This window comes from Sinanaerobacter chloroacetimidivorans (genome assembly GCF_018128545.1).
Lineage (GTDB): Bacteria > Bacillota > Clostridia > Peptostreptococcales > Anaerovoracaceae > Sinanaerobacter > Sinanaerobacter chloroacetimidivorans.
The window spans coordinates 55,530-69,416 of record NZ_JAGSND010000013.1 but is presented as its reverse complement, the minus strand read 5'-3'; the positions used below and the strand labels follow the sequence as shown (position 1 = coordinate 69,416).

The window sequence follows — 13,887 nt, the reverse complement described above, 5'->3', positions numbered from 1 at the left end:
TTCTTATGCATAAGATGCAAGCACGACGTCATAAATATCTTCAATGAGCCTGAGTCCTCCGGAATATCCGGCATACCCTGTGGTAAGCACCAGCCTGTAAGGACTTGGGGCTGCGGCCGAGAGGAAGTCATAATCCTTCTCTCGGGCCAGTTCTTTATCCCATCCGCTTCCGATGATCAATCCGCGGCCTTTATGTTCCGTTTTTCTGATTGCCTCCTGAGCCAGGCCGGCATCCGGTGTAAAGTGCAGCGGAATCACTTTTTTGTCCGATGTTTCTTTGAGGATATTTGTGATCTGTTCCTGAAATTCTTCGGGAATCTTATCTACGATAAACTGCTCCTTGGGAACGATACCCACCTCGTGAAGCAGAAACTTGGAAATGCCGAGCACATACCCGGCGTCATGGATCACATGGACGAAGTTGGGCAGCCCGTATCGGAATTCCAGCAAAAAGGTGGCCAAATTATCGATCTCCTCGTAAAACGCCTGATTTTCCCGTTTGATAAATTCACTGACCTGCTTTAAATTCAGCTCAGCTCCCTGTCCGGCTGCAAAAGCTGCGACATTTTTCAGGAACCGGCTGGTTTCATTCCCGCCGATGGGCAGAAACGGAAACTGATAGAAGGGCTGACCGAAAAGCTCTTTCAAATGGGAAACGATTTCTCTTCCGTACCAGGGAGAAACCAGGATATTAAAGCCTGCCTGGGGAATTCTCTTCCATCCCTCCACACCGCCGGAATAAGGTCCAAAGAGAATATTTACTTCCAGCCCGATTCCTTCCAGGATTCTCTTCAGTTCGCTGAGATTCCCCTTCCAGAAAGGATCCTGATAAGGGATGGAAGCAAAAACGTTGACCAACCGGGGATTTTTCTCTGCATTCAAGTCCGCAAACTTCAGCACATACTGATCGACGATGGCATTCACCACCTGAGAATGGGCCACATAGTTGTTGAACTTGAATCCAGCCGTTTCCAGGTATACGATGGGTTTGTCCTGGCGGGCAAATTCTTCCGCCACATTTCCCACATCGTCCCCGACGATATCCGAGGTACACCCCGTCAATACCACCTGCAGATCGGTGTCCAGAACTTTATAGGTATTGGCAATGACCTTTCTCAGCTTCTCTTCTCCGCCGAAGACTACTTCCGACTCGCTGAAATTGGTACAGGGCGCCGTACTTCCTCCTGCATAGCCCGTAGACCGTTCGAAAAAACCGGATACCATGGTACCGCAGCCGGGACCCGAATGAAGGATGGGTACCGCTCTGGGGATTGCAACCACCGTCTGCATTGCACCGATGGCGCAGGTAAAGCGCTGCTGTTCAATCACGCTGGACATTAAGGTCACCTCCTAAGAATGTATACGGATCCTGATCAAGCCACCATTTTGTATAGGGATTGATGGCATGTTTTTCAAGATTTTTTACAAATTCATCATTTTCTATGGTTTCTAAAATTCTTTCTCCGTACCGTACCAGCCCCTGATAGCCCATTCCAAAATGTTCGTCTCCGATGAGCAGGGACGGGATTCCGAATTTTGCACCCCATAGAGTCATTCCTCCGTGCCGTGCAAGGAGTATATCGGGTCTGACCCGATTCAGGATATTGACGAGTTCAAATTCCTGCTTGTTGCAGACGTTATATCCAGGGACATCTCCGTAATCATTGACCACATGCTGGAGCGTATCCGCGTTTACATCGCCGTTATCATACAAGGGATCATGGTGGAAGATAGCAGCCCCCTGGGGCTTCATTCCAAGTTCTTTTAAAATGGCCAGGAGAGAGTGTCCGTGAGAAGCTCCGGCTGTGACATATGCGCTTTTCCCGCTCAGCTTTTCCCGCAGCTCCCGGATACGTGGAAGCCACCGTTCCCGTTCTTCCGCAAGGAAACGTTCTACTTCCTGCTCCCGGTTTGTGATCCTGCCAAGTTCCCGAAACCACCGTTCCGTCTGAGGAATGCCGTAGGGCGGTGAGGTCTTGATTTCTTCCACCCCGTATTCCTGTTCCAGCGCGGCCCCAAGATAGGATCCCAGCGTAGAGCAGATCTGAATGGTCGCTTTTGCTTCCGAAGCATGTGCGATCTGGTCGATGGTGGCATAAGGGGTCAGGTAATTGGCTCTTAAATTCAGCCGCCCAAACCACTCCGCAAAGATGTCCGTTCCCCAGAAATTTACGATGTTGATCAGGTCCTCCTGCTTTTTTTCAGGTGCCTTGATCAATTTACGCGCAATGCCGTGATACCCGGCGTCAAACCCCGAGGTCCAGATTTTGGATCGGAAGCCTTCGCAAAAGATTGCCACCACAGGAACCCCGAGCTCCTCTTCCGCCTCTCCTGCGATTCCTTCCACATCATCCCCGATGATGCCGGAAGCGCAGGTGGTGACGATGAAGATAGCATTGGCATGGGTCCTGTCATACACTTCCCTGATGGCGTCAGCCAGTTTTTGATTGCCGCCGTATATGGTATCCTTTTCCGTAAGGTCCGTGGAAAAGATCCTTCTCGGTGTCGTTTTGGAAAGTCCCCTATGAACCCCGTTTACACGGTAGGTGAACGCAAACTCGTGGAGACATCCGGCACAGCCCACAGGGCCGTGACTGATCACCGCCGCATCCTGGATCAGGATCACCGTACAGGATGCGTTGCTGGCAGAACATCCGAGGGTTTGGCTGAAGCTTCTTGCCTGATCCGTAAGCTTGCCGCATCTGGCGCAGCCGACCAGTTCCTCCGCACTTCCGGAAAAACCGGTGATGGACCCAAGCCTTACTTCTCTAACAACGACCTCAGATGCCTTGAGATTTAGATTATTCAACACTTACACCCCCTAAATGCTTTCGCTGGCGCCTCTGATTTCGCCGGATTCGATGGCGACAAGCAGATCCGCCCATTTTGCCGCCCATTCCTTCAGTTCCTGGGAATCCAGCGGTGCCGGTACGGTGGACTCGCTGTGTTCATCAATGCGCTTTGCCAGATTCCGATAAACCTGGGCCTGCACAGAATTGGGCGCCGCCTCTATCGTTGTTCTGCCCGACAATTCACTCTGGGTTACCGTGATGGATCGCGGGACATACTCCATCACCTGTGTTTTTGTCCGTTCTACAAAGTCATCGATGATCTTTTGCTGGAAGGGTGAGGTCACGGAATTGGCGATGACACCGCCCAGCAGTGCACCGCCTGCATTGGAATATTTCTGGATCCCTTTGAACAAATTGTTTGCGGCATAGATTGCCATGAAATCAGAAGAGGAAACGGTAAACACATGCTCTGCAATCCCCTCTCTGATGGGCACCGCAAAGCCGCCGCACACCACATCTCCCAATACGTCGTAAATGACATAGTCCAGATCCAGTTCTTCGAAAATCTTCTGCTGTTTCAGCAGCTGAACTGCGGTGGTGATCCCTCTTCCTGCGCAGCCTACGCCGGGGGCAGGACCTCCTGCCTCTACACAGTAAATGCCGTTATATCCCTGAAAGATTGCATCATGGGCATCCACAGTACCCTTTTCCCGAAGCAGCTCCAAAACGGTGGGAATATATGTACCGTCACGCAGTGTGTTGGTGGAATCCGCCTTGGGATCACAACCAAACTGCATTACCTTGTATCCCATATCCGACAGAGCCGCACTGATATTGGAAGTGGTTGTAGACTTTCCGATTCCTCCCTTCCCATAAATTGCAATCTGCTTTATTTTCTTCCCCATCTCTTTTTCTCCTTTATTACAGATAATCTCAGATGTCTTCTGTGTGTCCGATTGATCCGTCAGCATCTATGGATGGTAAACCTTCTGGAATGACCGTTCCAGATCGTTGATCAGGTCCTCCGGATCTTCAAGACCGACGGAAATTCTCACGGTCTCCGGCGGGATATCCGCCATTGCCTGCTGCTCTTTGTTCAATTCTCCGTGGGTGGTCTCCGGCGAATTGATGATGATGGAGCGGGCGTCTCCCACATTGGCATGATAGGAGAAGAGTTCCAGAGAATCCAGAAATGCATCCCGTTCTTCCTTCGTACCGGTCAAACCGAAGGTAAAGATCGCGCCGGTCCCTTTGGGGAAATACGCGGAGGCCAGCTCTTTATAGGTGCTGTTTTTGGCTTCCGGATGTTTGACCCAAAGAACCTCATCTTTTCCTTCCAGATATTGAATCAGCTTCTTCGCGGTGGAAACCTGCTTGGAAACACGCTCTGAAAGGGTCTCGATCCCCTGGAGGACTAAAAAAGCATCAAAGGAACTCAGTGCCGCACCTAGATAATTGAGGTAAGTCAAGCGGATTCTCGTCGTAAATACGGCGCCGGGGGCTGCCTCCAGAAAGGATCGGTACACTTGTTCTCTCGTTCTCAGGACATGCTCCTTCTTCTCGAACTGCGGAAATTTTCCGTTGCCCCAGTCAAACTGCCCGTTTTCCAGAATCAACCCTGCGATGGTATTTCCATGTCCGTTCAGTGCCTTGGTAGCGGAATAGACGACGATATCCGCACCGTGTTCAAAGGGGTTGAACAGATAAGGCGTTGCAAAGGTGTTATCCACCACCAGCGGAAGATTATGCTTGTGGGCAACCTCCGCGATGGCTTTGATATCAACAAGCTCCGCATTGGGATTTGAAATGCTCTCGATAAAGATGGCCTTGGTGTCCTCCCGGATGGCTTTTTCATAGGATTTCGGATCGTGGATGTCCTCCGGGTAGTCGATGCCGATGCCCAGAGAGGGATATACTCTCAAAAAACTGTCTACCGTCCCGCCGTAGATGTTGGGCAGGGACAAAATCCTTCCGCCCCCCTCGGTGAGCTGCAATAAGGTATAGCTGACGGCAGCCATTCCGGATGCCAGCGCGATTGCCGCGGTAGCACCGTCCAGATCCGCCACTCTTTGTTCCAACACCGCAGTAGTGGGGGAACCGATACGGGTATAGATGCTTCCGATCTCCTCCAGGGAAAATACCTTTCTCGCCCGTTCCACAGAACCTAAATCATAGGAAGCAGTCTGATAGATGGGTACGGCGACGGCATAATTGTGCTCCTCGGAACGGTAACCCGCATGAATTTTTCTGGTATCAAATCCCAATTTTTTATTGCTGTCTGTCATTTTTCTATCTCCTTTTCAAGTTTTTAAATTGATTTAAAGTGAATTGAACGGAAGAATTCCAAGCCAGCTTAGCTAGGGAATTCCCGTATAGCGCCTGCCGTCATTTGCTGTGCAAATGGGGCTAGGTGCGTAAAAAAAAGCAAGCTTTGAATCATAATACCTGCCGCGGCATTATATTTCTGAGCCTGCTCTCCGTTTTTACGGTCAATCATCTCAACTTAAATTTTTCCATTTTTTCAATTTGTACGACTTCTCCGTTTTGAATGATCAAAGTTACCGTACCAAATTGTATACTCTCAATATACGTAAAAAGCCGTTTTAGGTTTTCTTCCGATATTGCAGTTTTTACAGGTTTTTTTTCTTCCATATCCTATCACCTCATACGATAACTTTCGATTGCTGCGACTCCTTTGCGATGATGTTCAGAACAACGCCGTCCTGCTTCACAACCGAAATAGAACCATTTTCTATTTTTTTGAGAAGTTTTAATAAATATGAAATATATTCTGTATCTCTTTTCTTTTTCATCTCTATCCGCTCTCCTCTCTGAAACTTTTATTTAGTATAGGATTAATATATGATCGTTGTCAACAATATTTCATACTAATTCTATATGATTATAGTATAAATTATCATTTAACATCTTTTTTGTCAATATGATTTAGAATGTTTTATGATTTTATTTATCTTTATATCGCATATTCCGGTTGCGGGCTGGCGCTTGCAAGATGTAATTTCTCAAGAATTTTACTGCGCATCGTCAGGAATTCTATACTCCCCCTGTCTCTTGATCGAGGCAGCTGGACGTCCAGTATCTCGCTGATTTTTCCGGGACGCGGTGTCATGATGACGATCCGGTCGCTCAAATAAATGGCTTCATCCACGTCATGGGTCACCAGAATCATCGTCGTCTGGTCCCTTTTCCAAAGCTCCAGCAGTTTATCCTGCAAATCGGCCCGGGTAAAGGAATCCAGAGCGCCCATGGGCTCATCGAGCAGCAGCGCGGAGGGACGGTTGATGAGCGCCCGGGCGATCGCCACGCGCTGGGCCATACCACCCGAAATTTGATGGGGGTAAGATTTTTCAAATCCATTCAACCCGATCAATTCGATATACCGGGCCACATCTGTTTTCTGTTCTTTGTAAACGCCTCTGGCCTTCAACCCCGACGCAATGTTTTTTTCCACCGTGAGCCAGGGAAACAGACTGCCCTGCTGGAACACATAGCCGCGCTCCGGACCAGGCTCCCTAATCTCATGTCCGTTTATGGCAAGGCTTCCGGAATCGGGTGAGTCCAGTCCTGCCAGCAACCGCAGAAGGGTGGTCTTTCCGCAGCCGGAGGGTCCGATAATACTTAAAAATTCCCCTTCCCGTACAAAAAGGCTGACATCGTTAAGGGCTTCCACTTTATTATCGTTGGTGTCGATATAGGTACGAAACACCTTTTGAATTTCTATCAAAGAAGAAGTACTCATTTCACAAGCCCCCTTTGCCATCTCAATACCCAATGCTGTATGGCACCAAATCCGCGCACGATCAGCGAGAACAAAATCGCCATAATGATGATGGCGGCAAACACCTTATAGTACGCAGACCAGACTCTGGATGCGTTGATGTAGTAGCCAAGACCGCCCGGCTGCCCCATCATTTCACAAATCACGAGCGTGGTAAACGCAAAGGCGTTTGCCGTGGTAATGCCGGTGAAAATCTGAGGAAGCGCATTTGGAATTGCTACGCGAAAAACAAGATACGAAGTTTTCGCCCCCAGAGTTTTCGCCACTTCATAGTAGACCTTGTGCGTACCCGCAATCCCCTGCGCCGTCAAAAATGCCACCGGGAACCACGCGCAGATCACGATCAAAAAGGTTGCCGCCAAAAAAGGTGTGGGAAAAAGAGTCAGTGCGAAAGGCATCCACGCTACCGCGGGAATCACTCCGGTAATTTTCAGAACCGGATAAACCCAGTAAAACACCTTGGGGAACCAGCCGATCAAAATACCGGTTGCAATTCCAATTACGACACCGGAGAAAAAACCCGCTGCAAAAAGACGCAGGGAATAAAGGGTATTTTCCAGCACAAAACCTCCCTCCAACAGGAGTGCTTCAAGGATTCTGGACGGCCCCGGGAAAAAAGGCTGCGGAAGCAGAAGCGTTTTTGTTCCGAGAATATCCCATACCGTCAGTGCAATGCCGCACGCGAACCGGAATGGTGCACGTTTTATAAATTTTTTACGCCGGTCGTTATCGAAAAAAGAATATGCGGCGATTCCGGCATAAATCAGGATAATTGTAAAAAGGACGATGCCGTACGCCTGCGTGATATTCAGCTGTACGGTGAACAATCCGAAGGGATTCAACTCATAGGGCTTGATTTCGACATCGGCAATTTGTGGAAATAACCAGTTGACAAGAAGCGCAACAATCAAACCGGTAATAGAAAATAGTGCGGAAAAAATGAGATTTTGATCCGATATGATGTTTTGTTTTGCGTACAGTCCCCGTTCAAGCGGGGGCTGTACATTCTTTTTCAGTATTGATAAATTAATGCTCACTTGATGTCCTCCTGAGAGATTTTTTAATTGGAGGAAACCGCGGATTTCACGTCAAAATAAATCTGATCGGCGAATGCGGCGGCATCTTTCGTTTTGAGATAACCGATACTTTGCAGTTCCTGAACGAAATAGAGCACATCCTCATAGATATGGGTATTGCCGGAAGCATGGTTCTCTGCGGAAGGATATGCGTAACTCTTTACGAGGGCTTCGGCAAGGACTTTATCTTCTATAGCAGCATATTTCTTATCCGCAATGATATCTACAGCTTCCTTCGGATTTTCTGCGATCCAATTCTGCGCCTTGTTGTATGCCCGCAGGAGCGCCGCTACCTTTTCCGGATCCTCGTTCAGCACCTTTTCAGAAGCATACAGGAAGCAGCAATATTTGCCTGCAAAGGTAGGATCGGTAGAAAGATCAAAGATCACTTTAAAGTCTCCGGTTTGCTCTGCGATGGACCCAAGCGGATCCCACAAGGCTGCCACATCAACATCACCGTTTTTAACCGACTCTATTTCCAGATTGCCGTCGGTATAGGGAACGAAGGTGACCTCATTGTCTTCCTGCTTTGCGGAGATGCCGGCTTTTTCAAGCCACACGCTGGCCACCTGATGCGGCGTGCCGCCGATTTCGTCAACAGCGATCTTTTTCCCTTTTAAATCTCTGGCGTTGTTGATCGGAGAATCCTTTGGCACGATAAACTTGATGCAGCCGTTATGTAGACCGTCTACCACTTTAACTTTCACACCCTCCTCAATGGATGGGAAAAACTGAAAATCGCCGTTCACAATGGGGATCGTTCCGTTATTGAGTCCGATTTTCCGCGTTTCGGTATCGGCGGAAATCAAAGTCACATCAAAGCCTTCCTCAGCAAAGAACCCTTGCTCATAGGCTATGTAAATCGGCGCAGCGCAGAGGGCACCATCCTTGCCAGGGATATCGATCTTACCGTATTTGTATTGCGTTTCACCCTTATCGGAAGAGCCTTCCGTATCCGCCTTTGTGCCGCAAGCGACAAAAGCTACGATCAAAGACAGGGCAATCACAGCAGCACTGAAGCATTTTTTTACAATTTTCTTTTTCATTACATAATCCTCCTTAATTTTGCAAATCAATCAATGCAAAAACCTGTTTGTTTTTTTTGTTTAATAGGTCAGCTTTTCAAATTTTGACTGATACTAAGAATTACAGCGCCTGAGGTAAATTACCAAAGCTCCCTGCCAGCAGGCACTGTAAGAAAAAGAGTGGGCAAATTGGGGTTGGAGCTCCTTTCGCAACTTCCCGAAAAAAAAGATCAAGCAGGGATTTTCCGGCGCACGCCGTTAAACCTTACTTGATCTCTGATTTTTTCGGTCAATCATGAAGCTTCACTATCCTTTTCCTATTCAACTTTTATCCGCATACACAGACACTTTCCGCATATTTTACAACACATACAATCTTGTTGGCTTTTCATTACTCATATCTCCTTTCTTAATTCATACTAAATATATATGAATAATATGTTTTACATATTCCTAATTTAGCATTATTTTTTTCATTTGTCAATGCCTTTTTATTTCGTTACAAGATATTTCTTTTCCTGTGCACTCTGGCTGTCCCAAAGTCTCTCGATCTGTCGTTGGGACAGCTCCTCTTTACGATCTTCTAAAGTCCTGCCTTCTCCAGCGCCTGTCTCAGATCCTCCAGAATATCTTCGATATCCTCAATGCCCACGCTAAACCGGAAAAAGCCCTGGTGGAATTCCTCGGGATACAGGTACTGCCGTTCGTCGTTCTCGCCGAGAAAAACGATAAGGCTCTCATCATGTCCCAGAGATACGGCTGAGGTGATTACCCGAAGATAGCTTACGAACCGATTATGGGTATCATGGTCCGCATGCAGGCCAAAGGAAAGTACGCCGCCGTAGCCCCCGTTCATCTGCCGCTTGGCAACCTCATGGTTGGGATGGCTGGGAAGGCCCGGATAAGCGACAAACCGGATGCCGGGATGCCGCTCCAGAAACTCCGCCGCCGCCAGAGCATTTTCATTGTGCTGCCTCATGCGCAGCGGAAAACTCACCGCACCTCTCATGATCAGCCAAGCGTTAAAGGGACTGATGGTAGCCCCCAGATTTACCTGTGCCTGGGCTCTGATCACCTCCAGGTATTCCTTTTTGCCCGTAATGGAGCCGCCCATGGCATCTCCGTGGCCGTTGATAAATTTTGTCAGGCTCTCGATGGAAAAATCGGCGCCCAATTCGATCGGCCGTTGGTTGTACGGTGATGCAAAGGTATTGTCAACGGAAAGCAACGCATTATTCTGATGTGCGATTTCCGCAATGGCCTTGATATCGGAAACCTTCAGCGTGGGATTTCCAGGCGTTTCAATATGGATTAGCTTGGTATTCGAACGGATCGCATCCTTCACCGCATTTACATTCGAAGTATCCACGATAGAGGTTTCTATATTGAACTTATGATTGAGCAGTTCATTTAAAAGCCGGTACACGGCAATATAGGTAATATCCGAAAATATAACGTGATCTCCGCTTTCCAGAAGGGAAAAGAACAGGCCGGACAGCGCTCCTACACCGGATGCCAGCACGATACAATCTTCCCCGCCTTCCAGAGATGCTATTTTCTCCTGCAGGTATTGCTGATTGGAGCCGCCGTTTCTGGTATATAAATTTTTGTCCGCACCGCTCCAGTTTAAAACGGATGGGTCATAAGGCAATTCGTAACTGTTTGCCATGGTGATGGGACGCTTGATGGCTCCCGTACCCAGATCAACATCATTGCCTGTGTGAACGGCACGTGTCTGAAATCCAAAGTGATTTCCATAGTATCTTGCTGTCATTGCTGCCTCCTTTCTCAGAGATCTCGTTTCTCTGAGGTCTTAATTAAATAATCCAGTCATACACATATTCCCCGCTTTCAGGCTTCTCCTCTTCCCCCTTCAGCCGCAATTCCGGGTTCTTAATGCTTACCTTTGTCTTTGGAGGTATGGATTTTGTGATGAAAGCATTTCCTCCAATAACAGAATCTGCTCCAATCACCGTATCTCCTCCAAGGATCGTAGCTCCGGAATAGATGGTGACATTATCTTCAATGGTAGGATGTCGTTTAACACCGGCCAGAAGCTGCCCGCCCCTGGTGGAAAGGGCTCCCAGCGTAACGCCTTGAAACAGTTTTACATTATCTCCGATGGTGGTGGTCTCTCCAATTACAACACCGGTCCCGTGGTCAATAAAGAAATACTTGCCAATGACAGCACCTGCATTGATGTCGATACCCGTACGGCTGTGAGCATACTCTGTCATGATTCTCGGAATGAACGGAACATTGCGGATATATAGCTCGTGTGCCATGCGGTATACAAATACGGCATACAGGCCGGGATAGGAGAAAATGACCTGTTCTTTGTTCCCTGCGGCAGGGTCTCCATCATAAGCGGCCTGGATATCAGTCAGAATGATCTTCTGGATCCTGGGGATTTCATTCAGAAAAGCCACACAAAGCTCCTCCGCCTCCTGTTTTACAGAATCATCTTTGACCCCTTTCTTATAAGAAAGGGCCAATTCCACCTGGACCTTCAAATGCTCATAGATGCTGGCCAGTTTCTGGCCCACATAATAGGGTGCAAGGGTATCGTCCAGCTTTTCTGTCCCGAAATAGCCGGGGAACATGATTCTGCGGAAATCATTAATGATTTCGATAATGCTGCTTCTGTTGGGAAGTTCCAGTTTATTTCTGCGAAGAAAAAGTTCTTCTTCTATATAGTTTGATGTAATTTCTTCCACGATTCGCTGAAAATGATCATTGAATTGTTTACTCACCTTACTCAACCTCTTTCCTGTTTTTTTCTAAGAGTACAATAAAATCAGGAAGATTGCAAGGTTGTTAGGAATTTACTGATACGTTCATTGCCGGAGTGGTAAAGTTCCGAATAGCTGCCCTGTTTTACCACTTTTCCCTGTTCCAGAAAAATGATATGATCGCTGATCTCTTTGGCAAAGGCCATTTTATGGGTTACAATTACAATCGTATATTGTTCCTGTACAAGCGTTTTTATCATTTCCAGGACTTCAATTTCCAGCTCCGGATCCAGAGCGCTGGTGGGTTCATCAAACAACAGCACTTCCGGTTTCATAGCCAAGGCTCTGGCAATGGCCACTCGCTGCTGTTGACCTCCCGAAAGCTGTCTGGGGTATTGATTCGCTTTCTCTTCAAGACCTACCTTTTGTAACAGCAGGATTCCCTCTTCTCTGGCTTCCTGCTTCTTTTTCTTCAGAACCGTCACCGGACCTTCCATGATGTTCTCGATGACCGTTCTATGGGAGAACAGGTTAAACCCCTGAAACACCATTCCGGTTTTCTTCCGGAAGTCAATCACTTTTTTCCTTTGTATGGGAGCCTTAGGATCAAAGATCAGAGAGGTTCCGTTCAGATCGATTTCTCCGGAGTCGGGTACTGCCAACAGATTCATGCACCGAAGCAGCGTTGTTTTTCCGGAACCGGAAGGACCGATAATCACGGTGGTCTGATTGGATTCAATATTTAAATTGATTTGATCCAAAACCTTCAGCTCTTCATACTGTTTGCTTACATTCTTAATTTGAAGCATATTTCCTTCCCCCTTCTCATCCCTGTTCCAGCTTTAACGATTTTTCGGCTATATGCTGAACCTTGCTCAGAACGGTGCAAAAGATCAGATAGATCACCGCCACCTCGCAATAAAGTGCAAGGGGTTCAAAAGTTTTCGCTGCAATCCGCTGAGTGACCATGAACATTTCTGCTACCGTAATATTGGCTGCAAGTGAGGTATCCTTAACCAGCCCGATAAAGGAATTAAAGAGCGGCGGCACGGATACCTTGAAGGCCTGGGGCAAAATGATTCTGTGCAGGGTCTGAAAATAGTTCATACCCAGCGAATATCCCGCCTCAATTTGCCCTGTCGGTACCGACAGGATCGCTGCCCGGAGCGTTTCCGAGGCATAAGCCCCCACATTCAGAGAAAAAGCGATAATGGCTGCAGGGAGTGCATCCAGTACAATCCCTGCATTTGGAAGCCCATAAAAGATGATAAATATTTGTACCAGCAAAGGAGTTCCACGAATCACCCAGACATAAAACCTGACGATGGGAGTGAGGATCCTGATATTGCTTACTTGAATCAATGCCGCAATGACTGCGATAAACAATCCAATGGCGAAGGACACCAAGGTAAGCGGAATCGTATAGGTGATTCCGGGAATCAATATCTTGACAAATGATTCCTGCAGTATGTTGATGACTCTTTCATTAAACATTACTTGGCTCCTTATCTTTTTCTTTGCTCTGCATTTATTACTACGCTGTATTCAATGCTTACTCTGCACTAACATCCACTCCGAAATACTTCTCGGAAATTTCTTTCAGTTTACCTTCTGTTCTCAATTCATCCAAAGCGGAATCTATGGCTGCAATCAGTTCTTCGTTCCCTTTTCTAATCATGACACCGCTGGTGCTCACTTCATTTGAAGTGGCTACAATCTTAACCTTCGCACCGGGTTTTGTGTTCATATAATCGTAGAAGGTAACATCATCATTCAGCGTTGCATCTGCTCTGCCTGCAAGAACAAGTTCAATGGATTGATTGAAACCGTCCGTACCTTCAATGGATGCGCCGTAGGACTCCGCCAAAGCGGCCCAGTTGCTGGTTACAGTCTGCGCTGATTTCTTCCCCTTCAAGTCTTCAAAGGCTTTGATATCCTCATCGTCCTCAGCGACGATCAAAACGCCTTTCGTATAGGTATACGGTTGGGAAAAATCATATTTTTTCTGTCTTTCAGCCGTTATTCCAACCTGATTGATAATCACATCAAAACGTCCGGCATCCAATCCGGCGATGATGCTGTCCCATTTGGTTTCCACAAATTCAGCCTCCACGCCAAGCTTTTCAGCGATGGCTCTTGCAATTTCGACATCATAACCTGTTAATTCATCACTGCTTTCGTCGTGATAAGTATAGGGAGGATAGGTACCTTCGATTCCCACTGTGAGTACGCCTTTTTCCTGAATTTCTTCCAGCAGTCCGGCTGCCGTGTCAGAAGTATCGAGTCCTTCCTGTTCGCTTTGGCCGCAGCCAATGAGGCTGAAAATCAATGTCAGTGTAAGCAGTAATACAAAAATTCCTTTTAAACCTTTCATTTTTCAAGTCTCCTTTTCTATGGGTTTATTTATATCATAGTATTATTATATGTTTACTATGATTTATTACTTTTGTGATTATATACTGC

15 protein-coding genes are annotated in these 13,887 nt (G+C 47.3%); all 15 read right to left on the bottom strand.

Features of this window, described 5'->3' with window-relative positions:
• Positions 1-3: 3 nt before the first annotated feature.
• A complete protein-coding gene (locus tag KCX82_RS16580; protein WP_227019608.1) occupies positions 4-1,338 on the bottom strand; it encodes a nitrogenase component 1 in 1,335 nt (444 codons plus the stop codon).
• Positions 1,322-2,809, bottom strand: coding sequence for a nitrogenase component 1 (locus tag KCX82_RS16575; protein ID WP_227019607.1), 1,488 nt, complete (start codon positions 2,807-2,809; stop codon positions 1,322-1,324). The genes KCX82_RS16580 and KCX82_RS16575 overlap by 17 nt, the downstream gene beginning before the upstream one ends.
• Before the next feature lie 12 nt (positions 2,810-2,821).
• Complete coding sequence (nifH, locus tag KCX82_RS16570; RefSeq protein WP_227019606.1) at positions 2,822-3,697, bottom strand: nitrogenase iron protein; 876 nt, start codon at positions 3,695-3,697, stop codon at positions 2,822-2,824.
• Positions 3,698-3,763: 66 nt separating this feature from the next.
• Positions 3,764-5,077, bottom strand: coding sequence for an O-acetylhomoserine aminocarboxypropyltransferase/cysteine synthase family protein (locus KCX82_RS16565; protein ID WP_227019605.1), 1,314 nt, complete (start codon positions 5,075-5,077; stop codon positions 3,764-3,766).
• A 68-nt stretch (positions 5,078-5,145) separates the two neighbouring features.
• Positions 5,146-5,289 (bottom strand): hypothetical protein, encoded by a 144-nt coding sequence (locus KCX82_RS16560; protein ID WP_227019604.1) that lies wholly within the window; start codon positions 5,287-5,289, stop codon positions 5,146-5,148.
• On the bottom strand, positions 5,286-5,444 hold the full coding sequence (locus KCX82_RS16555) for a YezD family protein (protein ID WP_227019603.1): 159 nt from the start codon (positions 5,442-5,444) through the stop codon (positions 5,286-5,288). The genes KCX82_RS16560 and KCX82_RS16555 overlap by 4 nt, the downstream gene beginning before the upstream one ends.
• Positions 5,445-5,455: 11 nt before the next feature.
• Positions 5,456-5,605: a hypothetical protein gene (locus KCX82_RS16550; RefSeq protein ID WP_227019602.1), complete on the bottom strand. Its 150-nt coding sequence runs from the start codon at positions 5,603-5,605 to the stop codon at positions 5,456-5,458.
• A 161-nt stretch (positions 5,606-5,766) separates the two neighbouring features.
• The gene (locus KCX82_RS16545; protein ID WP_405127707.1) at positions 5,767-6,552 is read right to left on the bottom strand and encodes an ABC transporter ATP-binding protein; all 786 of its coding nucleotides are present in this window, start codon (positions 6,550-6,552) and stop codon (positions 5,767-5,769) included.
• The gene (locus KCX82_RS16540) at positions 6,549-7,628 is read right to left on the bottom strand and encodes an ABC transporter permease (protein ID WP_405127706.1); all 1,080 of its coding nucleotides are present in this window, start codon (positions 7,626-7,628) and stop codon (positions 6,549-6,551) included. Before KCX82_RS16540 ends, KCX82_RS16545 begins: the two co-directional genes overlap by 4 nt.
• Before the next feature lie 23 nt (positions 7,629-7,651).
• Positions 7,652-8,713 (bottom strand): ABC transporter substrate-binding protein, encoded by a 1,062-nt coding sequence (locus KCX82_RS16535; protein ID WP_227019601.1) that lies wholly within the window; start codon positions 8,711-8,713, stop codon positions 7,652-7,654.
• Positions 8,714-9,275: 562 nt separating this feature from the next.
• Positions 9,276-10,466: a trans-sulfuration enzyme family protein gene (locus KCX82_RS16530; protein ID WP_227019600.1), complete on the bottom strand. Its 1,191-nt coding sequence runs from the start codon at positions 10,464-10,466 to the stop codon at positions 9,276-9,278.
• A 43-nt stretch (positions 10,467-10,509) separates the two neighbouring features.
• On the bottom strand, positions 10,510-11,445 hold the full coding sequence (gene epsC / locus KCX82_RS16525; protein ID WP_227019599.1) for a serine O-acetyltransferase EpsC: 936 nt from the start codon (positions 11,443-11,445) through the stop codon (positions 10,510-10,512).
• A 44-nt stretch (positions 11,446-11,489) separates the two neighbouring features.
• Positions 11,490-12,233, bottom strand: a complete 744-nt coding sequence (locus KCX82_RS16520; RefSeq protein ID WP_227019598.1) for an amino acid ABC transporter ATP-binding protein — start codon at positions 12,231-12,233, stop codon at positions 11,490-11,492.
• 16 nt (positions 12,234-12,249) lie between these two features.
• The gene (locus KCX82_RS16515; protein ID WP_227019597.1) at positions 12,250-12,918 is read right to left on the bottom strand and encodes an amino acid ABC transporter permease; all 669 of its coding nucleotides are present in this window, start codon (positions 12,916-12,918) and stop codon (positions 12,250-12,252) included.
• Positions 12,919-12,976: 58 nt separating this feature from the next.
• Positions 12,977-13,798 carry an amino acid ABC transporter substrate-binding protein gene (locus tag KCX82_RS16510; RefSeq protein ID WP_227019596.1) on the bottom strand — a complete coding sequence of 274 codons (822 nt, stop codon included), beginning with the start codon at positions 13,796-13,798 and terminating at the stop codon, positions 12,977-12,979.
• Between the last annotated feature and the right edge of the window lie 89 nt (positions 13,799-13,887).

Coding starts and splice junctions, on each gene's coding strand:
- KCX82_RS16580 (WP_227019608.1), bottom strand. CDS start 1,338: ATGTCCAGCGTGATTGAACAGCAGCGCTTTACCTGCGCCATCGGTGCA.
- nifH (WP_227019606.1), bottom strand. CDS start 3,697: ATGGGGAAGAAAATAAAGCAGATTGCAATTTATGGGAAGGGAGGAATC.
- KCX82_RS16565 (WP_227019605.1), bottom strand. CDS start 5,077: ATGACAGACAGCAATAAAAAATTGGGATTTGATACCAGAAAAATTCAT.
- KCX82_RS16560 (WP_227019604.1), bottom strand. CDS start 5,289: ATGATTGACCGTAAAAACGGAGAGCAGGCTCAGAAATATAATGCCGCG.
- KCX82_RS16555 (WP_227019603.1), bottom strand. CDS start 5,444: ATGGAAGAAAAAAAACCTGTAAAAACTGCAATATCGGAAGAAAACCTA.
- KCX82_RS16550 (WP_227019602.1), bottom strand. CDS start 5,605: ATGAAAAAGAAAAGAGATACAGAATATATTTCATATTTATTAAAACTT.
- KCX82_RS16545 (WP_405127707.1), bottom strand. CDS start 6,552: ATGAGTACTTCTTCTTTGATAGAAATTCAAAAGGTGTTTCGTACCTAT.
- KCX82_RS16535 (WP_227019601.1), bottom strand. CDS start 8,713: ATGAAAAAGAAAATTGTAAAAAAATGCTTCAGTGCTGCTGTGATTGCC.
- KCX82_RS16530 (WP_227019600.1), bottom strand. CDS start 10,466: ATGACAGCAAGATACTATGGAAATCACTTTGGATTTCAGACACGTGCC.
- KCX82_RS16520 (WP_227019598.1), bottom strand. CDS start 12,233: ATGCTTCAAATTAAGAATGTAAGCAAACAGTATGAAGAGCTGAAGGTT.
- KCX82_RS16515 (WP_227019597.1), bottom strand. CDS start 12,918: ATGTTTAATGAAAGAGTCATCAACATACTGCAGGAATCATTTGTCAAG.
- KCX82_RS16510 (WP_227019596.1), bottom strand. CDS start 13,798: ATGAAAGGTTTAAAAGGAATTTTTGTATTACTGCTTACACTGACATTG.